Source organism: Sphingomonas sp. PEI4 (assembly GCF_056679955.1).
In genome coordinates this window covers 1,654,336-1,675,220 of the sequence record NZ_CM155258.1, presented here as the reverse complement: position 1 = coordinate 1,675,220, position 20,885 = coordinate 1,654,336, and the positions used below count along the sequence as shown (strand labels likewise).

The 20,885-nt window shown below is 65.1% G+C and carries 17 protein-coding genes; 8 read left to right on the top strand and 9 right to left on the bottom strand.

Features of this window, described 5'->3' with window-relative positions; genetic code table 11:
* Positions 1 to 56 precede the first annotated feature (56 nt).
* Together AC1MLZ_RS07605 and AC1MLZ_RS07600 are read left to right on the top strand one after the other, a co-directional pair.
* Positions 57 to 1,961, top strand: a complete 1,905-nt coding sequence (locus tag AC1MLZ_RS07605; protein ID WP_480961101.1) for a putative bifunctional diguanylate cyclase/phosphodiesterase — start codon at positions 57 to 59, stop codon at positions 1,959 to 1,961.
* Positions 1,961 to 3,847, top strand: coding sequence for a CHASE4 domain-containing protein (locus tag AC1MLZ_RS07600; protein ID WP_480961100.1), 1,887 nt, complete (start codon positions 1,961 to 1,963; stop codon positions 3,845 to 3,847). The genes AC1MLZ_RS07605 and AC1MLZ_RS07600 overlap by 1 nt, the downstream gene beginning before the upstream one ends.
* Before the next feature lie 81 nt (positions 3,848 to 3,928).
* On the opposite strand, the gene dinB is transcribed toward AC1MLZ_RS07600, so the two are convergent.
* Positions 3,929 to 5,011 (bottom strand): DNA polymerase IV, encoded by a 1,083-nt coding sequence (gene dinB / locus AC1MLZ_RS07595; RefSeq protein WP_480961099.1) that lies wholly within the window; start codon positions 5,009 to 5,011, stop codon positions 3,929 to 3,931.
* Between the two features lie 100 nt (positions 5,012 to 5,111).
* On the opposite strand from dinB, the gene AC1MLZ_RS07590 reads away from it, so the two are divergent.
* A complete protein-coding gene (locus tag AC1MLZ_RS07590) occupies positions 5,112 to 6,548 on the top strand; it encodes a phospholipase D-like domain-containing protein (protein WP_480961098.1) in 1,437 nt (478 codons plus the stop codon).
* Between the two features lie 57 nt (positions 6,549 to 6,605).
* Here AC1MLZ_RS07590 and ctrA read toward each other — a convergent pair whose 3' ends face one another.
* Both ctrA and AC1MLZ_RS07580 read right to left on the bottom strand, forming a co-directional pair.
* Entirely contained in the window at positions 6,606 to 7,307 is a 702-nt protein-coding gene (gene ctrA, locus AC1MLZ_RS07585; RefSeq protein WP_093398904.1) for a response regulator transcription factor CtrA, read from the bottom strand.
* Positions 7,308 to 7,485: 178 nt separating this feature from the next.
* On the bottom strand, positions 7,486 to 8,379 hold the full coding sequence (locus tag AC1MLZ_RS07580; RefSeq protein WP_480961492.1) for a LysR family transcriptional regulator: 894 nt from the start codon (positions 8,377 to 8,379) through the stop codon (positions 7,486 to 7,488).
* Between the two features lie 301 nt (positions 8,380 to 8,680).
* Here AC1MLZ_RS07580 and AC1MLZ_RS07575 point away from each other — a divergent pair, with 301 nt between their 5' ends.
* From AC1MLZ_RS07575 to AC1MLZ_RS07565, 3 genes are all read left to right on the top strand, one after another.
* Positions 8,681 to 9,400, top strand: coding sequence for a pirin family protein (locus AC1MLZ_RS07575; protein ID WP_480961097.1), 720 nt, complete (start codon positions 8,681 to 8,683; stop codon positions 9,398 to 9,400).
* A gap of 165 nt (positions 9,401 to 9,565) precedes the next feature.
* Complete coding sequence (gene wrbA, locus AC1MLZ_RS07570; protein ID WP_480961096.1) at positions 9,566 to 10,168, top strand: NAD(P)H:quinone oxidoreductase; 603 nt, start codon at positions 9,566 to 9,568, stop codon at positions 10,166 to 10,168.
* A gap of 111 nt (positions 10,169 to 10,279) precedes the next feature.
* Positions 10,280 to 10,795, top strand: a complete 516-nt coding sequence (locus AC1MLZ_RS07565) for a YciE/YciF ferroxidase family protein (protein WP_480961095.1) — start codon at positions 10,280 to 10,282, stop codon at positions 10,793 to 10,795.
* Between the two features lie 63 nt (positions 10,796 to 10,858).
* Here the strand turns inward: AC1MLZ_RS07565 and AC1MLZ_RS07560 are convergent, their stop codons facing one another.
* The 6 genes from AC1MLZ_RS07560 to AC1MLZ_RS07535 form a co-directional block, all read right to left on the bottom strand.
* Positions 10,859 to 11,239 carry a hypothetical protein gene (locus AC1MLZ_RS07560; RefSeq protein WP_480961094.1) on the bottom strand — a complete coding sequence of 127 codons (381 nt, stop codon included), beginning with the start codon at positions 11,237 to 11,239 and terminating at the stop codon, positions 10,859 to 10,861.
* A gap of 140 nt (positions 11,240 to 11,379) precedes the next feature.
* Complete coding sequence (locus AC1MLZ_RS07555; protein ID WP_480961093.1) at positions 11,380 to 13,536, bottom strand: histidine kinase dimerization/phosphoacceptor domain -containing protein; 2,157 nt, start codon at positions 13,534 to 13,536, stop codon at positions 11,380 to 11,382.
* 168 nt (positions 13,537 to 13,704) lie between these two features.
* Positions 13,705 to 15,273: a phospholipase D-like domain-containing protein gene (locus AC1MLZ_RS07550; RefSeq protein WP_480961092.1), complete on the bottom strand. Its 1,569-nt coding sequence runs from the start codon at positions 15,271 to 15,273 to the stop codon at positions 13,705 to 13,707.
* Positions 15,274 to 15,365: 92 nt separating this feature from the next.
* Positions 15,366 to 15,512, bottom strand: coding sequence for a hypothetical protein (locus AC1MLZ_RS07545; protein WP_480961091.1), 147 nt, complete (start codon positions 15,510 to 15,512; stop codon positions 15,366 to 15,368).
* A gap of 237 nt (positions 15,513 to 15,749) precedes the next feature.
* Complete coding sequence (locus AC1MLZ_RS07540; protein WP_480961090.1) at positions 15,750 to 16,253, bottom strand: heme-degrading domain-containing protein; 504 nt, start codon at positions 16,251 to 16,253, stop codon at positions 15,750 to 15,752.
* Positions 16,250 to 17,347, bottom strand: a complete 1,098-nt coding sequence (locus AC1MLZ_RS07535) for an oxidoreductase (protein ID WP_480961089.1) — start codon at positions 17,345 to 17,347, stop codon at positions 16,250 to 16,252. The genes AC1MLZ_RS07540 and AC1MLZ_RS07535 overlap by 4 nt, the downstream gene beginning before the upstream one ends.
* A gap of 171 nt (positions 17,348 to 17,518) precedes the next feature.
* Between AC1MLZ_RS07535 and AC1MLZ_RS07530 the strand changes: the two genes are divergently transcribed.
* On the top strand, positions 17,519 to 19,723 hold the full coding sequence (locus AC1MLZ_RS07530; protein ID WP_480961088.1) for a TonB-dependent receptor: 2,205 nt from the start codon (positions 17,519 to 17,521) through the stop codon (positions 19,721 to 19,723).
* Between the two features lies 1 nt (position 19,724).
* Positions 19,725 to 20,789: a PepSY-associated TM helix domain-containing protein gene (locus AC1MLZ_RS07525; protein WP_480961087.1), complete on the top strand. Its 1,065-nt coding sequence runs from the start codon at positions 19,725 to 19,727 to the stop codon at positions 20,787 to 20,789.
* The last annotated feature ends 96 nt before the right edge of the window (positions 20,790 to 20,885 follow it).

Sequence of the window (20,885 nt, the reverse complement as noted above, 5' to 3'; positions counted from 1 at the left end):
GGCACAGGGCGTCACCGCGAACCGTGGATGCAGTGCCCACAAGGAGCGGTTATTCGATGCGGATTCTCATCGTGGACGACGAGCCGGCGATGCACGACAGCTACCGGCGCAGCTTTGCCGGGCAGCGGTCGGACAGCGGGGATGCGCTTGGTTCGATGGCCGCCGATCTATTCGGTGAGAATGCCCCGGGCGGAGAGGGTTTACCGAATTTCACGCTGACACAGTGTCACCAGGGGCTTGAAGCGGTCGATGCGGTCGACCGATCGCGGCGGGATGAAGAACCGTTTGCGGTCGCATTCATCGATATCCGCATGCCGCCCGGTATCGATGGCCGCGAGACCGCCAAACGCATCCGCGCGCTAGATACCGAGATCAACCTCGTCATTGTCACCGGTTATTCCGATTTCGCGCCGATCGAGATCAGCAAGGTCGCAGGGCCGGCGGACAAGATCTTCTACATCGCCAAGCCTTTCGAGGTCGCGGAGATCACGCAGACCGCGACCGCGCTCGCCAAGCGCTGGGAGATCGATCGTGAACTCAAATCCGCCCGCGAAATGCTTGCGGCGCAGGTCATTCAGCTGGAAGAACAGAGCGCCGAACTCGCTGCGAACGAGAGCCGTGCGATCCACATCGCGACGCATGATTCGCTGACCGACGCGCCCAATCGGCTCGCCTTCCTGCGCGCGTTGTCCGAACGGACCCGGACCAAGGGACTGTTCGCGACGGTGATGGTCGATCTCGATCGTTTCAAGCTGGTCAACGATACGCTCGGGCATCTCGCCGGCGACGCGCTCATCCGCGAAATATGCGGCATCCTCGGCCGGTCATCGCCCGAACAGGCGCTCGTCGCCCGGCTCGGCGGCGACGAATTCGGCATTCTGTTCGAAACGACGGGCGAGGCGGAGGCGGTGATGGCGTGTGAGCGAGTCGTCGCGGCATGCTCGGTCAGCCTCCAGGTGTTCGGTAATTCGGTCCAGGGCGGCGCGTCTGCGGGGCTCGTCGTCAGCGAAGGCGGGCAGGGGCACGATCCGGTCGACGTCATGCGTCGCTCCGATCTCGCGCTTAACGATGCCAAGCGCAGCGGCCGCGGTATCGTCCGGTTGTTCGACGAAGGCATGGACGAGGGGATCCGCTTTCGTCGTCGTGTCGAAGGGGGGCTGAGCCAGGCGATCGCCAAGGGAGAGTTGAGCCTGGTCTATCAGCCGATCGTCTCGCGCGACGGGGTGGAGGTGGTCGGGTTCGAGGCGCTGGTCCGCTGGAATACGCGCGAATACGGGGAGATGAGCCCGGCGACGTTCATTCCGATCGCGGAGGAATCGAACCTCATCCACGAACTCGGCGATTGGGTGCTTGGTCAGGCGCTGGAGGTGCTGAAGCAATGGCCCGGCCAGTATGTCTCGGTCAATTTCTCGCCCCGCCAGTTCCGCCGCCACAACTTCGTCGGCCACATCATGAAGTGCGTCCAGCGCGCCGGGATCGCGCCTGCGCGGTTGCAGATCGAAATCACCGAGACCGCGATCTTCGACGACGCCGAACGCGCCGCGGAGACGCTCTACAAGCTGCGCCAGATGGGCTTCCGGATCGCGCTCGACGATTTCGGGACGGGCTATTCCAGCCTCTACAACATCCGCAAGTTCGCGCTCGACTGCCTGAAGATCGACCGTTCGTTCATCGACGGCATGGGCCGCGAACGCGAAAGCGCCGCCATCGTCCATTCGATCATCCATCTTGGCCGCGCTCTTGGCCTCGGCGTAATCGCGGAAGGCGTCGAGACCGAAGCGCAGGTTCAGGCATTGCGTCTCGCCGGCGCCAGCCATCTTCAGGGCTATTATTTTTCGCGCCCCGTCACCGCTACGATCGCGCTCGATATGGCGAATGCGCGGTTCATGGGCGGCGAAGACGACACGGCCGGCGACGCGGCGGTGGTGCCTCGCAAGCTGGGCGGCGGGATGCTCGGCTGATGCCGACCACCGGGAGGGGCCGTCTTCCCGCGACGCTCGGGCTACAGTTCGGCCGGATGCGGAGCCGCACGTCGCTCGGTGCAAAGCTGGTGTTGATCATGACCGTGGTCGGCCTTGCCGCAGCGGTCGCGGTCACGCTTCTGCTGGGAACGATCATCACGCCCAGTTTCACGAAGCTCGAAGACAAGGCGATCGCCGCACATGTCGAGCGCACGCGTGCGGCACTGTCCGAATACGCGGCCCAACTGGAAAGCGCGGTGCGCGACCATGGCGACTGGAGCGACAGCTACGATTACATGGCGCACCCTGACACGCAGTTCGAACGCGAAAGTTTTTCACCGCAGGCGATGCGCAACATCGACGTTCAGGGCATGGCGTATGTCGCGCCTGACGGCCGGATCGTCATTGCCCGCTGGCGCGATCCGACCAGCGGTGCCGAACGTATCGGCACGCGCGAGCAGCTGACCGCGATGATCGGCCAGACCGATCTTAGGCGCGTCCTGGGCGGGCGCAGTTCGGGGCGGTTTTTTGCGAAAATCGGTAACAGCGTCGCGGCGATCGGCGTGGCGCAGGTTCGCCGTTCGGACGGAACCGGCACGGCGCGTGGCTATGTCCTGATGGCACGGGTGATCGATGCAAAACGGATTTCGGACCTGCTCGGGCTCGACGCGACGATCGACCTGAACGTGCGCGGCAATGCCAAGGCTGTCGCTCTCGGCACGTCCAAGATGATGATCGCGGTGCCGATGTTGGGGCCGAACGGACACGCCGTCGCCCGCACGCGGTTCAGCGTACCGCGCGACGTATTGCTGCTGGGCCGCCGGATGCTGCTGCTCGCGGTCGCGGGTTCTACGGTGCTGCTGCTCTTGATGCTGGTCGTGCTGCGACGGATGATCGAGCGATCCGTCCTGCGCCCGCTCCACCGGGTCGAGGATCATATGCAACGCGTCCGCGCATCGGGTTCGCTCGCGCTGCTCGAAGAGGACGGCAGACGCGACGAGATCGGGTCGCTCGGCCGAAGCTTCAACGCGATGCTGCGCCAGTTGAAGGATCTGCGCGAACGGATCGAGGTGCAGTCGTTCGATCTCGGGCGCAGCGAAAGCGCGGTCGCGGTCATGCACAATGTCCGCAACGCGCTGAACCCGATCAGCACGATCCTCAGCCAGGGCATCGCGCAACCGGCGGCGATCGACCGTGCCACGCTCGACCGGGCGATCGCCGAACTCGCGCGTGGTGGCATGCCGGACGAACGCCGTAAGAAGCTCGCGGCGTTCGTAACCGCCGCAATCGATGCGGAGGTGGCCAGTCGCGAGGCAACCCGCCGCGAACTCACCATCGGCCGCGAGGCGATGGCACATGTCCTGGAGATCATCGGGCAACAGCAGAGTGCCGCGCACGAACGCCCCAAGCTTGAAGTGTGCGACGTCACCGATATCATCGCCCGCAACGCGACGATCGCCCGCTATTCGCAAGATGCCTCTATCGCGTTCAGCTTTCCGGCGGGGCCGAGCATGGTATTGGCAAGTCGGGTGATCCTGAGCCAGGTCATCGGCAATCTGTTCGGCAACGCGGTCGAATCGATCGTCGCGCGGGGGCTCGGCAGCGGATCGATCATCACGTCGATCACGAGCGCCGAGGGCCGCGTGACGATCCTGATCCGCGATGATGGCGAAGGGTTCTCGCCTGAAAGTGCCGCGATGCTGTTCCAACGCGGCTTCTCGACGCGCGCGCACAAATCGGGCGGGCTAGGGCTGCACTGGTGCGCGAATTCGATGAACGCGATGGACGGTTCGCTGCGATTGGAAAGCGACGGCCCAGGGTTGGGCGCGGTTGCGCTGCTCACGCTGCATGGTGTCGATACGGCAACGGCGCCAGCCGCATCGTAGGGCTCCCTACGAACCGATCGCCGGTGCCTCGGATCGAGATCGGTGTCAGCGCGGCAACAGCGACCGTCTACGTAAAGACGGTCACAGCAAGCTCGGCTGCACGTCCTCGTCTTCGCCCATGATCCCCGACAGAGTAAGTCCCAGCAGTCGCACCCCGTCGGAGATCGGCAGTTGCGCCATCAGCAGTTCGAGTCCGGCGGCAAGGAAGGCCGCCTTGTCCGTCACGACGGAAGCCGAGGACCGTGCGCGCGTGATCGTACGGAAATCGGCGTGGCGCAGCTTCAGCGTGATCGTCCGTCCGCGCGTACCGTGTCGCTCGATCCGGACCCAGGCCGCGTCTGCGACCCGGTCGAGCGCCGCGCGCAGGTCTGCGGAATCGCTGAGATTGGTTTCGAACGTGCGTTCCGCGCCGACCGACTTCGCGGTGCGATCGACGCGCACCGGACGATGGTCGATGCCGCGCGCCGCACCATACAGATAGTCCGCATAGCTGCCGAAATGCGCCTGGAGGAACGCCAGGCTTTGCGCGAACAGATCGGCTCCGGTGAGGATGCCGAGTCGCTCCATCTTCTGCGCAGTGACCGGGCCGACGCCGTGGAAGCGCTTCACCGGCAACGACTGGACGAAGGCCGCGCCACGCTTCGGCGTGATGATGCAGATTCCATCGGGCTTGTTCTGGTCGGAGGCGAGCTTGGCGATGAACTTGTTGTAACTGACCCCGGCCGACGCGGTGAGGCCGGTATCCGCCTTGATCCTGGCGCGGATCTCCTCGGCGATCGCGGCCGCGGTGCCCAAGCCCCGAATGTCCTCGGTCACGTCCAGATACGCCTCGTCGAGCGACAACGGCTCGATCAGTGCGGTGTAATCGGCGAAGATCGCACGGATCTGGTCCGATACGCCGCGGTACACGTCGAACCGCGGCGGCACGAACACCAGGTCGGGGCAGCGTCGGATCGCGGTGACCGACGGCATTGCGCTGCGCACGCCGAACGCGCGCGCCTCATAGCTTGCCGCGGCCACCACACCGCGCGCCCGCGAGCCGCCGACCGCGACAGGCTTGCCCCTGAGCGAGGGATCGTCGCGCTGTTCGACCGACGCATAGAAGGCGTCCATGTCGACGTGGATCACCTTGCGCTGCACCGGGGGCTGGGTAGGGGGAAGCATCGACGCGTTAGATAGGCGCACGGGCGGCGGCGATACAGGGCGTCCTCGCAACCAATTGCGCCGCCGCGCATAGTGCCGACGGGCAGGCGAAGGGACGTGAATGCAGGTCGGGACGGAATGCTGGCGGATCGAACGTGCCGACCGGATGGCGGTGATCGTCGATGCCGCGGACTATTTCCGTACCGCACGCGTCGCGATGCTGGGCGCCAGGCGCCGCATCCTGCTGATCGGCTGGGACTTCGACGCGCGTATCTCGCTGGAGCCGGGCGTAGACCGTCCGGGCGAGCCCAAGACGCTGGGCGGCTTCATGCATTGGTTGGTCGAGCGCGAACCCGAGCTCGAGATTTTCGTGCTGCGCTGGGATACCGGCGCGATCAAGTCACTGTTCCGCGGGTCGACGCTGTTCACGATGCTCAGATGGATGCGGCACAAGCGCATCCATACCAAGCTCGACGGGCATCATCCCACTGCGGCATCGCATCACCAGAAGATCGTCATCATCGACGATGCGCTCGCGTTCTGCGGCGGCATCGACATGACCGGCGATCGCTGGGACACGCGCGAGCACCTCGACGGCGATCCGCACCGCGTGCAACCATCGGGCAAGCCGTACAAGCCCTGGCATGACGCGATCAGCGCGGTGGAGGGACCTGTCGCCCATGCGCTGGGCGAGCTGTTCCGCCGCCGCTGGCACCTGGCAGGCGGCATGAAGATGGCACCCGGCGTGCCGGGCGGGCGGAGTTGGCCCGAGGGTCTGGCGGTCGACTTCCGGAACGTCGACGTGGCGATCGCGCGCAGCGAACCCGAAATGTCCGACCAGGAACCCGTGTACGAGAGCGAGGCGTTGTTTCTCGGTCAGATCGCGCGGGCGAAGAAATATCTGTATATCGAGAGCCAGTATTTCGCGTCGCGCAAGATCGCGGAAGCGGTCGCGAAGCGGCTCGACGAGGCGAATGGCCCCGAGATCGTCATCATCAATCCGACGACCGCGCAGGGGTGGCTGGAGCCGCTTGCGATGGACACCGCGCGGGCGCGGCTGATGGAGGCGCTGCACCGCCGCGACACGCACAAGCGGCTGCGCATGTACCATCCGTACACCGCGGGCGGCGCGCCGATCTATTGCCACGCCAAGATCCTGATCGCGGATGACGACGTGTTCCGCCTAGGCTCGTCGAACATGAACAACCGGTCGCTGCGGTTAGATACCGAGTGCGACCTGGCGATCCGTGCGACCGACATCGCGACGTCGAACGGTATCGCGGCGATTCGCGACGGCCTGATCGCGGAGCATCTCGGCGTCGAATCGCAGGTGGTGACCGATCTCATCGCGGAAACGGGATCGCTGATCCGGACGATCGAGCGGTTGCGCCAAGGTTCGCAAGGGCAAGGGAAGACGTTGCGCTGTTACGAAGTGCCCGATCTGACCACGGTAGAGGAATGGCTGGCCGACAACGAGGTGCTCGATCCCGAAGGCCCGCAGGAGATGTTCGAGTCGCTCAGCAAGCGTGGGCTGTTCCGGCGCTGGCGGCGTAAATAGGAAAGGCCGCGGCACCCCCCGGTACCGCGGCCTCATGCGCTCCCGAGTACAGGGGAGTTACGCGACCTGGGCTTCGAGCGCTTCGTCGGGTTCGCGCAGCACGTAGCCGCGACCCCATACGGTCTCGATGTAATTCTCGCCGTCACATGCCAGGCTGAGCTTCTTGCGCAGCTTGCAGATGAACACGTCGATGATCTTCAACTCGGGCTCGTCCATCCCGCCATACAGGTGGTTGAGGAACATTTCCTTGGTCAAGGTCGTGCCCTTGCGGAGCGAGAGCAGCTCCAGCATCGCATATTCCTTGCCGGTCAGGTGGACGCGGCTGCCATCGACTTCGACCGTCTTGGCGTCGAGGTTGACGGCCAGCTTGCCCGTACGGATGACCGACTGGCTGTGGCCCTTCGAGCGGCGGACGACCGCGTGGATGCGCGCGACCAGTTCCTCGCGGTGGAACGGCTTGGTGACGTAGTCGTCGGCGCCGAACCCGAAGCTCCGCACCTTGGAGTCCATCTCGTTGACGCCCGACAGGATCAGCACCGGTGTCGACACGCGCGCGACCCGCAGGCGCTTGAGCACGTCGTACCCGTGCATGTCGGGCAGGTTCAGGTCGAGCAGGATGATGTCGTAATCATACAGCTTGCCCAGATCGAGGCCTTCTTCCCCGAGATCGGTGATGTAGACGTTGAACCCTTCGGTCGTCAGCATCAGCTCGATAGCCTTCGCCGTGGTCGGCTCGTCCTCGATCAGCAGCACCCGCATGCGTCGTCCCCTTATCGCGAGACCGTCCGACACCCCATGTCAGCCGCTCGACTTAGATTCATTAACCACACAACATCTGAAGGCAAAAGGTTAATTTCGAACTAAGGTTGGTGTCCAGGTGCTTCCGGGTAGCTGCTGACCGCTTGTTTTCCTTACAAATCATCCGCGGGCATGGCGCTCAGCCTGCGTCGCGCAGTCGCGCGGCGAGGAAATCTATCAGCGCCTCGACGCGGGCCGGACGGAGCGGGCTTGGCGGAGTAAGAAGGTGGAGGCCGATCTTCGCGGGCGCCCAATCGTCGAGGATCGTGACGAGCTTTCCAGAGGCTAGATGGGCGTTGACGATGAAGTCGGGCAGGCGCGCGATACCGAGGCCGGCAATCAGCGCGGGAACGATCGCCTCGCCACTGTTCGCGGTAAGCTGCCCCTGCAGGCGGACAGACACGTCGCCGCCGCCGGGGCCGTGGAAGCGCCACGGGCCGACGATGTTCGAATAACCGAACAGCTTGTGTTCGCCGAGTTGCGCGGGGTGCGTCGGGGTGCCGTGCTTCGCAAGGTAGCTGGGTGCGGCGACGGTGTGTGCCTGGATGCTGCACAAGCGGCGGGCACGCAGCGAGCTGTCGGGGAGTTCGGCGATCCGCAGCGCGACGTCGAAGCCTTCCGCGACGATGTCGACGCGGGCGTCCGACAAGTGGAAGTCGACCTCGATACCGGGGTGCGCGACGAGGAACTCGGCGAGGATCGGCGCGACGTTGGTGATGCCGAAGCTCATCGGCGCGGCGAGGCGGACGCGGCCGGTATGCGCGCTGGCCGCGTCATGGGCAGATTCTTCCGCCGCGCGGGCTTCAGCAAGGATGCGCGCGGCGTGCTCGGCGAGGGGTTTGCCGGCTTCGGTCAGGGCCAGGCGTCGCGAGGTGCGGTGGAACAGCGACTGGCCGAGATGCGCCTCGAGCCGGGTGATCGCCTTCGAGACGGTCGCCTTACTGAGCCCGATCGCGTCGGCGGCGGCGCTGAACGAGCGGTGCTCGACGACGCTGGCGAAGATCGCCCAGGCTTCGAGATCGGGCAGGCGCATGGGGGTCTCCAACAGAACTGGGCTGCGTAGATGTTCAACTTCCGCAATCCTCCCCCGCCAGGGGGAGGTGGCTGGCGCTTGCCAGACGGAGGGGGCGGTACGAGCCACGTCCGTTCCGTGTCCTCCCCCTCCGTCGCCTTTGGCGCCACCTCCCCCTGGCGGGGGAGGATCGAAAAAACCGAATATCGCTACCGCCTGTAAACTCGACGGCAAGCTAGCCAACGAAACGATCGGTTTCCAGCGTTTCTATTTACGGTGTGATCCACGCGCCTATCTTGGGTTCAACCAGTGGAGACCAATCATGACGACCACGACCCTTTCCAAAATCGAACGCCGTTCCTTCGACAGTCTCGGCCATGCCGACCATGGCTGGCTGAACGCGCGGCATCATTTCTCGTTCGCGAGCTATTACGATCCCGCACGCATGGGCTGGGGCGCGATCCGGGTTTGGAACGACGACCAGATCGCCGCGAACTCGGGCTTTCCGCCGCATCCGCATCAGGACATGGAGATCATCACCTATGTCCGCAGCGGGGCGATCACGCACCAGGATTCGCTCGGCAACAAGGGCCGCACCGAAGCCGGCGACGTCCAGGTGATGAGTGCCGGTACCGGCGTGCGGCATGCCGAGTATAATCTCGAACCCGAGACGACGACGATCTTCCAGATCTGGATCGAGCCTTCGCGCAAAGGTGGCTCGCCGAGCTGGGGTGCCAAGCCGTTTCCGAAGGGCGAGCGCTCGGGCCAGTTCGTGACGCTTGCCAGCGGGTTCGAGGGTGACGGCGATGCGTTGCCGATCCGGGCGAATGCGCGGGTGCTGGCGGCTACGCTGAAGGCCGGTGACAGCGTCGACTATGCGGTCGGCGAGGGACGGCACGTGTATCTCGTGCCGGCAACCGGGGCGATCACGATCGACGACCAGAGCTTCGGCGCCCGCGACGGAGCGGCGCTGCTCGGCGGCCAGACGGTGACGATCACGGCTCAAGAAGATGCCGAGATCGTTCTGGTAGACTCGGAATAAGCTTTCCCCTTCCCGCTTGCGGGAGGGGGCAGGGGGTGGGCACGCGCTCACCCCCACCGCAACGATAGTCGAAGAGACGCCATTCAACCCGGACGCTTGCTGCGACCGGGCGCCCACCCCCCAGCCCCTCCCGCTTGCGGGAGGGGGAGCCAAGAAGGAAACACCATGACCAAGGTTCTCGTGCTCTATTACTCGTCTTACGGCCATATCGAGCAGATGGCAGATGCCGTCGCCGAGGGCGCACGCGCCGGTGGGGCCGAGGTCGACATCCGTCGCGTCGCTGAAACCGCACCGCAGGCGGTGATCGAGGCCGCGCACTTCAAGACCGACAGCGCACACGCCGTGATCGAAGGCCCCGATGCACTTGCCAATTACGACGCGATCATCGTCGGTGCGCCGACTCGGTTCGGCCGGATGCCCGCGCAGATGGCACAGTTCTGGGACACGACGGGTGGCCAGTGGTTCACCGGCGCGCTGATCGGCAAGGTCGGCGGTGCGTTCACCTCGACGGCGAGCCAGCATGGCGGCCAGGAGACGACGCTGCTCTCGATCATCACCAACCTGCTGCATCACGGCATGACGATCGTCGGACTGGATTACGGCTTCCAGGCGCAGATGGGCGTCGACACGGTCAAGGGCGGTACGCCGTACGGCGCCTCGACGCTGTCGGACGGTGACGGCAGTCGCCAGCCGAGCAAGGACGAGCTCGACGGTGCGCGCTATCAGGGCAAGCGGATCGCCGAGACGGCGGCCAAGCTGAGCGTATAACCGGCGTGCATCCGGTGGTGGCTGCGTGACGAAACTTACCTCTCAGCAAGGGCGTTTCCCCACCACCGGAGCATTTCGCTTCGCGTGCAGCAGCTATGCGAGGATATGATCATGGGTCTGTTTTCCAAGGACATCGCGACGTTCGAAGACCTGTTTCTGCACCAGTTGCAGGACGTGTATTACGCCGAGAACCAGATCACCAAGGCGCTGCCGAAGATGACCGAGAAGGCGACGGCGCCTGCCCTGAAGAAGGGCTTCGAAACGCATCTGCGCGAGACCGAAGGCCAGATCGTTCGCCTGGAGCGGATCTTCGAACTGCTCGGCGAGAAGGCCAAGGCCGTGACCTGCCCGGCGATCGACGGCATCATCAAGGAAGCTAACGAGGTCGCGGGCGAGATCGCCGACAAGGCAGTGCTCGACGCGGCGCTGATCGCGTCGGCGCAGGCGGTCGAGCATTATGAAATCGCGCGCTACGGCACGCTGATCGCATGGGCGAACCAGCTTGGGCACAAAGAGATCGCGGCGATCCTCAAGGAAACGCTCGATGAGGAATATGCGACCGACGACAAGCTGACCGCAATGGCGACGTCGAAGCTAAACGCAAAGGCCGAAGCGGTTACCGTCTGAGCCTTTCGTGCCCCAATAAAATGGACGGGCCGGCGATCATGCGATCGCCGGCCCGTTCTTCGTTCAACCCTTCTTGCGCGCGCGCTTGGGGCTCGCGGCGGCGGCAACGTCCTCTTCCTCGTCCGGTGCGTCTTCACCGGCTTCGGTCAGCGCTTCGCCGAGCGCCTTCAGCTTGTCCTGCGACTTGTCCGCCTTATCGGCGATCTTGGTGGTCGCGGTACCGAGGCGGTGCAGCAGCGCGTGGACGCGGTCGGCGTCGGGTTCGTCACGTTCCAGTTGCTTGCGTAGTGACCCTAGGTCGCGAAGGATGCCCTTTGCGCCCGGCGTATCGATCTCGGCGAGGGCGGCTTCCCAATCCTCGACCATGTCGGCGCCCTTGGTCGGCTTGGTCGCATCGAGGCCGCGATTGATCGCGTTCATCGTTCCTGCAAATTTAACGGCCATTTGTCTTTCTCCGCATGCCAGTCATCGGCGAGCGTCAACGCGAAGGGCTGGCGGAAATGTCCGGTTGATCCAACTAACTGCAGGTAAAGTAACGCAGGATATCGACACGACCTTACGTCGGCCCGCCGAGTGGGCGGGATCTATTCGTCGCCGATCGGCGCCGTCACCGTGACCCTCAGGCCGGGATCATTATCGGTTTCCTCGATCGTCCCGGCCAGGCGCTTGACCATCGACGACAGCATCCGCGAGCCGAACCCGGCTCCCGTGCCCGTCTTCCCCGCGCCGCGATCGGAAACCACCAGCCGGAAGCGGTTGCGATGCTGTTCGAGCTCGATCGTGATCGGACCGGAGCCGCCCGCATAGGCGTATTTGTTGGCGTTGATGACCAGCTCGGTCAGGATCAGCCCGACATTGACCGCACGCTCGGTCGAGATGAGCACGGGCGCGAGGTCGAGCTGGATCGCGTCGCCCCAGGACCGGTCCATCGTCGATTTGATCTCGGAACACAGGTCACCGATGTAGCGCGCGAGGTCGATCGCCTGGAGATGCTCGTCCGAATGAAGCCGACGGTGGACCATCGCGACCGCGGACAGCCGGCGCTGCGCCTCCGCGAGATGCGCGGTCAATACCTCGTCGCCGACAGCCTTGCCCTGCAATCCGAGGAACGCGGAGACGAGCTGGAGACTGTTCTGCACGCGGTGATGTACCTCCTTGATGAGGTAATCCTTTTGCAGCAGCAGGCTTTCGTTGTCGGCGATCGTCGCGGTCAGCTCGCGGTTCACCTCGAACAGGCGGCGGTTCTGGCGCGCCTCGAACATCGTCCGCCGAAGCCGGCTCGCCGCCTCGATCTCGAACAGCGTCCAGGGCGCAGACCGACCGCGCACCGCCTCGCTCCAGCTCTCGAACGAAGCACGCGGGCTCAGCGGTACGTCGGGATCGGCGGGCACGTCCTTGTGCGGGTTGCCCGCCCAGTTCACCACCTCGATCTGTTCGGCGCGAAACCAGATCAGGATGGTCGGTTCGTCGGTCGACATGGTGACCGCGAGAACACCGCTCGCCAGATCCTGATAAGCGACCGCGTCGGGAAGCTGTTCGGACAGTCGGTCGGTCGAGAAGGGCACCGTCCTCGCACGTTCGCCGACATAGGCGGCGACCGCCAGCACGTCGGCATGGCGCGGCGAGCGGCCCGCGACGTACAGCTCGCTCCCGCGGACGGCGGCAAAGCTGTCCGCGCCCAACATCCGGCACATGTCGTCGCCCGCGGTGGCGAAGAAGCCGGCGAGCGAGATGTCGCTACCGAGCCGCAGCACGACGGCATCCTCCGCAGAGCGCAACCGGATGCGTTCGCGGTAGAGTTCGGCGTCCTCCTTCGCCTTGATCTGCCGCGACAGGCTGCCCGCGAGCGCGCGACATGCCATCCGGACATGCAGGGGCAGGAATCGCGTCGTCGGATGATGGCACGCGATCAGCCCCCATAACCGGCCGTCGCGGACGATCGAGATCGAGGCGGACGCGGTGACGCCCATGTTCTTCAGATATTGCAGATGGATCGGCGACACGCTTCGGAGCCCGACATCGCTCAGGTCTAGCGAGGCGGCGGCCTGCGGGCGCATCGGCGCCGGTTCGTATCCGACGTCGGGGATGATTCGGACGCGGTTTCGGACATACAGCGCCCGCGCCTGGCTGGGGATGTCCGAGGCGGGAAAATGCTGGTTGAGAAAACTGTTCGCGGCCGGATCGCGATCCTCCGCGACCACGACACCGGCATCGTCGTCGAGAAAGCGGTACACCATGACCCGGTCGAACCCGGTCAGGTGGCGGAAGGCGCGTGCCGCACGTTCGCAGAGTTCCCTGAGCCCGAACGCCTGCTCGAAGGTGGCGGCGGCCTCCTCCATCGCGGACAGGACGTCGATCGACGACGGCATCGAGGGTGGCGCAGGCTCGAGTTCGACGATCAGGACGCCGAGCGACCGATGCGCCACCGCGACGAAGGTCTGCGTGATCCCCTGGACGTCGTTAAGGGCAACCGTCGACCCGGTGGGGCGAGCACCGAGCGTGTCGGTTACGTCCTGCCGGAGAAGGTCGCCCAGCGGTTTACCGAGCCAGTCGCGTGCCAGCGACGTCTCGATATCGCCGGCGCCGGAAACGACCGTCAGCGTGGGAAGGCTGGCGACCAGCAAGAGGCCATGGGGTTGTATCGACCCCGGGATGTGGATCGGTTCGCGGTCGCATGCGTCGATACCGGACGACGAAGACGACGCACGGTGCCCCGGCGCGACGATAGCGGAGCTTGGCATCCATGATCCGATCCGCGGGAGGGTAGGCTAACGACCCGGAACCCCGCGTTGTTACGGCCGCGATACAACGTCGAAATGCTCCGTCTGTCAAATACATGCATGACGATCGGCCCAAAATGAACATAAGAGATGCGGGGCACGCCGCTGGCGGGGTACCGGCGCCGACCGTTACGTCTTGTGGAGACGGCTCCAGAGCATCGTGCCAACCAATGCGATGCCGGCGGCGGTCCCGCCCACGGCGACCGCGGCCATGACCGGCGAGATGCTGCCATCCGCGCGGTGCAGGTGGGGACGCAGGTTCTTCAGCAGGGGCTTGCGGCCCGCCAGCCCCTCGAACATCTCGCTGGGCCCTTCCGGATCGAGGATCTTGTTGTCCGCCAGCCATTCGCGCACGGAATCGAGTTCGGGCACCTCATAGGGCCGTAGCGACCGGCCATCGCCGCGCAGTCGCTCTATCGTCTCGATGATCGAACCCGTCTCCGCGATCATCGCCTCGATCGTGTCGGGGTCGCTGTCGAGATGTTCGGCGAGCAGGTCGTTGCGGATGCTGGCGATCGTGCCGCGCTCGCCCGCATTGCGAGCCCGGCCGGCGTCGATCACGACGTCGCATTCGGTGTCGAGCCGCAACGAGCGGTTGTTGAAGTTGGACGAACCGACGCGCAGCACCTCGTCGTCGACCACCGTCACCTTGGCATGGACGTAGATCGGCTGCCCCCCCGCGGTGAACGGGTGATAGAGGCGCAGACGCTTGTGCGGGTCGTGTTCGTGCAGCGCCTCGACCAGGCGGGCGCGTGCCGAATCCATCGCTATCGGCTCAAGCCAGCCTTCCGCGGTGGTCGGGTGGACGATGACGAATTCGGGACCGTCGGGTTCCTGCAGCCGCTTGCCGATCGCTTCGGCCACCTTGCGCGATGCAAAATACTGGCTTTCGGCATAGAAGAAGCGTTTCGTCCGCGCGATCAGGTCGACGTACAGCGCCTCGATATCATGGCGTGGCTCCTGTTCAGCCATCTCGGGGATGGTCAGCGCGATGCCCACTTCGACGTCGGTGAAATCCGCGGTCACGTGCTCGGGCCAGCAATCTGCGCCATCGGCTACCGGTTCCAGCGCACCGCCGCCGGATACCTCCCAGCGGCCGCGACACATATCGCCCAGCGCGCGTGCCACCGGTCCTTGCAACATCGTCGTCGCATCGTGCCACGGGCCATAGGCCGTGCCGTCCGGCTCTAATCGGCGCGGCTCGTCGTCGGCATGGTCGCGCGTGTCCCAGCGATCGACGGTCATGTCGATCCCGCCGCAGAACGCGACGTCGTCGTCGATCACGACCACTTTCTGGTGATGCGATCCGGCGGGGGGATGATGCCCGTCAAGCCGCAGATGGACCTGTGGATCCTTGATCCAGCGGGCGATCCGCACCAGCGTCTGGCCGTGGAACAGCGTCTTGATCGCGCCGGTATCCCAGCGGAGAATATGGATGTTCAGCCCCGGCGTGCGCTTCGCCAGCCAGCTGACGAACGCGCCGACGCGTTCCGGGCCGCCGTCGTCGACATCGCCGCCGAACCGGATACGCGCGTCGAAATCCCAGCCGACGAGCAGGATTTGCGTCTTGGCCTTCATCATCGCGGCACGAGCGGCTTTGAAATAATCGTCGGCATCGACAATGACTGTCGCCCGTTCGGCATCTTCGATGCGCCAGCAGTTGCGACCGGGCTCGAGCAGGGTATCGTGTATAGTCATCCCGCACGCCATCGCAGGCTTGGCCCTATCAGCCAAGCGCGGGGGCGCCTTTCGCGGTCAATGTAACGCCCAACACCCTGATCGGCGCTCCTTCACTCTGCTATTTCGCGGTCCGCTGCATCGAGCGCCTCCGCGAGAATGGTGGCGGCCAAAGACTCGTTCTGCGAATCGGCGAGGTGCAACGCGCGGACAATTGCCGTGCGCAACGATTGTCGGTCGTCTTGAGACGTCGTCGTCATATTTCTAGCCTTCGATATCGCGACGCCCGGCTAGATACCCGGACGTCGCAAGGGGCTGCCAATCTGAGTTGGCAGCGCCCTCCCGTCAGCGCGTGTTATCAGACGCGGCGACGTGCTGCGGCAGTCGCACCGAAGCCTGCGGCTGCGGCGCAGATGAGCAGCGCGATCACGACCATGAACGACGTTCCAGCGGCGGCACCAGCGGCAGTGTCGGCGTCCGGTAGAATATGCAGTGGGTCACGCAGGCGCTGGTGCTTGCAGGTCGATCTCGAACTGCGCAGGGGCCTTTCCGGTGATCGCGCAGATGGCGCGAACGACGAGCATGTGGGCTTCGATCTGCGGCAGGCCCGACACGGCGATGCAGCCGACGACACCACAAGCGGCGAGCGTGATCGGGAACGCGCCGCCATGTGCGGCGAAATCGAGCATCGGGAGGCCGTAGCGCTCGAGCAGCGACGATCCCTTCGTCGCCATATCCAGACCGACGCCGTAGCTGGACCGATGATAGCGCTCGACGACGTTGCGCTTGCGGCGAGCCCATTCGCCATTGTCGGGCACCGAACCCGGCAATGCGGCGAAGAACAGCGGGCGGTGGAAGAGGCGGATGTCGATCACGATGGGCGCGCGCATGGCTCGCCCGCGGTCGGCGATCCAGTTTCCCAGGGCCATGGCGGTGTCTTCGTCGAACCGATCGAAGACAAGCTCCCGTTCCTGGCGCGCGATTGTTTCGATCGGGGTCATGCGCGGCGCTCCTCGTCCGTCAGCGACAGCACGACCGACACCTGCGACAGCGACGACTGTACCGCAGCCTCGACGATCGCCATCACCCATAGAGCCTCGACGGGCGGCACGGGATTAGCGCCCGTGCCGTGTCCCGTGCCGTGTATCGCGTCCGCGATCCCGCTATAATATCGGCGCTGATCACCGGGGAGCGCGGGGATCTCGCGAGGCGCCGCCGTACCGTCATGCAAGATCAGCGGGTCGGGATCGTCGCCCCAGCCTGGCGCACCGGGTAACATGCCCTCCAGCAGTTGCGCTTCCTGGCGATCGATCGAACGCTTGACGATGCTGCCGGCGTCGCCGTGCACCGTGAACCGGTTCGTGCCGCCAGCGACGAGCATGCCGGCGTGGAGCACGACCCGTCGTTCGCCGTAGGAAAGGACGACATGCGCCCAGTCGTCTGCGACCGCCCCGCTACGCTGTTTCGCCAGTGACGCCTGGACCCGGTCCGGCAGGCCGAACAGCTGTACCGCCTGATCGACCAGATGCGGCCCGAGATCAAACCAGATCCCGCCTCCCGGAACCGCATGCTCGCGCCAGCGATCGCGCACTGCGGACCGAAATCGATCAAAATGCGATTCGAAATGGCTGACCTTGCCGATCAGCCCGTCCTCGATCGCGCGTCGCACGCTGAGGAAATCGCTGTCCCAGCGGCGATTGTGGAAGACCGACAGGATCACGCCCCGCTGCCGCGCCAATGCGACCAGCGCGCGAGCCTCGGCAAGATCGAGCGTAAACGGCTTGTCGATCACGACATGCTTGCCGGCTTCGATCGCGGCGCGAGCGAGCGGCGCGTGCGTGTCGTTGGGGGTGGCGATGACGATCAGATCGATGTCGTCGGCAGCCAACAGGTCCGCCGGGTCGTCGTAGACGATAGCGTTGGGAAAATCCGCGTTCACCTTGCCGGCATCACGCGATGCGACTGCGCACAGCGTCAGTCCGGATACCGACGCGATCAGGGGCCCATGAAACGTCTTGCCCGAAAATCCGTAACCGATCAGGCCGACGCGGATTTCCCGCGTCGGGGTGTTCGGGTCGCCGTTCGCCAAAGCCATGCTTGTCTCCTCAAACCCTTCCATACGGCGTCGGCTGGGGTGCAGGGAAGCCAGTGATGGAGTGGCGCTCGGGTTGGAGAAAGGCACATATCATCCTTCGCTGCGCCAGATGCGAACGACTTGCATTAGCGCCGCAAGCCGAGTAGGGGGCGTCCGCATTCGGGGGACATCATGCGGTTCGGACTTCTCAGTATCCTGGTCGTGCCAATCGTCGGCACGGCCGCGCCAGCCTACGCGCAGGCCGTACTTGCGAGCACGGCCGATGACGGGGTCGACCAGCCTGCCGACTCCCAGTCCTCCAACTCCCGGTCCTCCGACTCCCAGTCTTCCCACGACCAGCCTGGCGACATCATAGTCAGTGCGACGCGCAGCATCCTGCCGCCTAACGCGCTGCCGCTGACGATCGACGTGATCGACCGTGCGGCGCTGGACCAGCAGGTCGCGATCGGCGGTTCGGTGGTCGATGCGGTGTCGAACCTGACTCCGTCCTTCTCGCCGACGCGGCAGAAACTGTCGGGTGCGGGCGAGACGTTGCGCGGGCGCTCGCCGCTGTATGCGATAAACGGCATTCCGCAATCGACGCCGCTGCGCGATGGATCGCGCGACGGCTTCACGATCGATCCGTTCTTCATCGACCGAGTGGAGCTGATCTACGGATCGAACGCGCTACAAGGGATCGGCGGCACCGGCGGGATCGTCAACCAGGTGACCGTGCAGCCGCCGCGCACCGAAGGCCTGTCGGGCCGCGCGCTGGTGCAGGGGACGACCGACACCGGCTTCAACGGCGACGGCAATGGCGGCAAGGTCGCCGGGCTGCTCGCGTGGAAATCGGGGCGCTTCGACGTGATGGCGGGCGGCGCGTACGACAAACGTGGTGCGTTCTACGACGGTCACGGCAATCGCGTGGGCACCGACCTGACACAGGGCGAGACGCAGGATTCGCGAAGCTGGTCGGTGTTCGCGCGTGCGGGCTATGCGCTCACCGACACCGCCCGGATCGACCTGATCGCCAATCGCTTCGAGCTCAAGGGTGGCGGCAATTACATCGCCAGCAACGGTAATTTCCGCACGAACCTGCCGACGACGTCGGTGCGCGGCACCCCGCCGGGCGACCCTGCCGAGAACCGCACCGAAAGCATCGCGCTGTCGCTCACCGATCCTGATCTGTGGGGCGGCAACCTCGTCACGCAGGTCTTTTTCAACCGATCGCGCGATACGTTCGGCGGCGAGGTCGCGCCGATCGCGACGTTCCAGGACGTGCGGCTCGCCCCGGTCGGCCAGTTGTTCGATCAGTCGCAGAACCGCTCGCGCAAATATGGCGGCAAGTTCAGTTATGAGCGCGAGGTCCCGGGTTTCGAGGCGCTGACCGCGACGCTCGGCTTCGACGCGCTGTACGATCGCACCGAACAACGCCTGATCGCCACCAATCGCGTCTGGGTGCCACCCGCCGATTTCCGCAGCCTCGCGCCATTTGGGCAGGTCAACCTCGCGCTGTTCGACAAGGTCGTCCGCATCGCCGGCGGCGCGCGATACGAGAATGTCAAAATCGTCATCGACGACTACACCACGCTCGCGTCGTACGGTCGGCACGCGGTGGCGGGCGGCAGCCCGAGCTTCAGCAAGGCGCTGTTCAACGGTGGCGTCATCGTCGAGCCGATCCCCGGCATCCGCGCCTATGGCAGCTATGCGCAAGGGTTTACCGTGCCCGATGTCGGCCGCATCTCGCGCGCGATCAACCGCGACGGCGTCGATCTCGACAGCTATGTCGACATCGCGCCGATCGTGTCGAACAACCGCGAACTCGGCGTCGAGGTAAAGCGCGGCCCGATGAACGCCAGCGCGACCTATTTCTGGTCGACCAGCACGCGCGGGCAGGTGCTGGTGTTCACGGGCGGCGCGTATGAAGCGCAACGCCAGCGCGTCGAGATTCAGGGCATCGAGGTCAACCTGGAGGCGCGGATGCCGCTGCCGGGTCTGACGCTGTCGACCGGGTTCGCGCATCTCGTTGGGCGCACCGACTCGGATGACGACGGCGAGGTCGATATCGATCTCGACGGTGCGAACATCTCGCCCGACCGCCTGAACCTCGCCGCGAGCTATGTGCGCGGCAAGGTGTCCGCGCGGGTGCAGCAACAATTCTATCTGTCGCGCAAATACGAGGGGCTGCCCGCGGCGAACGATTTCGGCGGGTACAATGTCACCGACGCGAGCATACGGTATGCCTTACCCGTCGGCGCCGTGACGCTGAGCGCGCAGAACATCTTCGACCATTTCTATATCGATTATTACAGCGACACCGTGCGGCCGACCGACAACGCGCATTTCTTCTCCGGGCGCGGCCGCAACTTCACGCTCGGCTGGGACGTCAAGTTCTAGGATGGCGCTGCTCGATACGCTGCATCGCTGGACCGGCGGGTTCCTGGGGCTGGTCCTCGCGCTGCTAGGGCTGACCGGTGCGATCCTGGTGCACCGCGATGCGTTGATCATGCTGCCGCATGCCGGCGATGCGCAGATCCAGAGCACGCACATTCTTGCAGCGACCACCGAGCGACTGATGGCCGCCCCCGCAACGCGCCCGCAGAGCATCACGTTCGCCAACGCCAATCTCGGGCTCGATCGGCTCGATTTCGGCAAGGGGGCGGGGGCCTATACCGATCAGGCCGGCACGATCGTCAGCCAGTGGCAGTCGCAATGGGCGCGGCCCGAACTGTGGCTGTTCGATCTGCACCATCATCTGTTTTCGGGCGACACCGGCGAGACGATCATCGGTATCGCTGGCATGGCGGGGCTGTTCTTCGTAATTACGGGCACGATCCTGTGGTGGCGGACGCGCAAGACGTTCGCGTTCCGTGCCTGGCCGAAGCGGCTCAGCCGGCCGGCGATCGTCCGGCATCACCGCGATCTCGGGATCGTCGCGGCGCCGTTGCTGATCCTGTCGCTGCTGACCGGCGCGACGTTGGTGTTCCGGCCGATCAGCGCGCTGTTTCTCGGACCCGGCGCACCGGCGGACATCGACGCGGCGTTGCAGGCACCGAAGGGGCCGAAGGTCGCGCTTGCCGACCGGCTCGACTGGCGCGGCATGATCGTCGCCGCACGCACGCGCTTTCCGGACGCCGAACTGCGCAGCCTGTCGCTGCCGCGCAAAGGGAGTGGGCTCGTCACGATCCGGATGAAGCGGCCGCAGGAATGGCTGCCGAACGGGCGGACGACGCTGTGGTTCGCGGCCGATGATGGCCGTCTGATCGGCGCGCGCGATGCAGCCTCGCTGTCGACCGTCGTGGCGGCGTATAACATCCTGTATCCACTGCACGCGGCCAAGGTCGGCGGGCTTGGCTATCGTCTGTTGATGACGCTGTCGGGCCTGACGCTCGGCCTGCTCGGTACGTTTAGCGTCTGGAGCTTCTGGTTCAAACGGCCGGCGCGACCGAAACCTCGACGGTAATGGCGGCGCCGGCCTGACGGCGATCTGAAATCTCGAACACACAGAATATTGATGCTGGCGCCGAGCCGCAGGTCGAACCCGCTGCGGTGTTGCTGG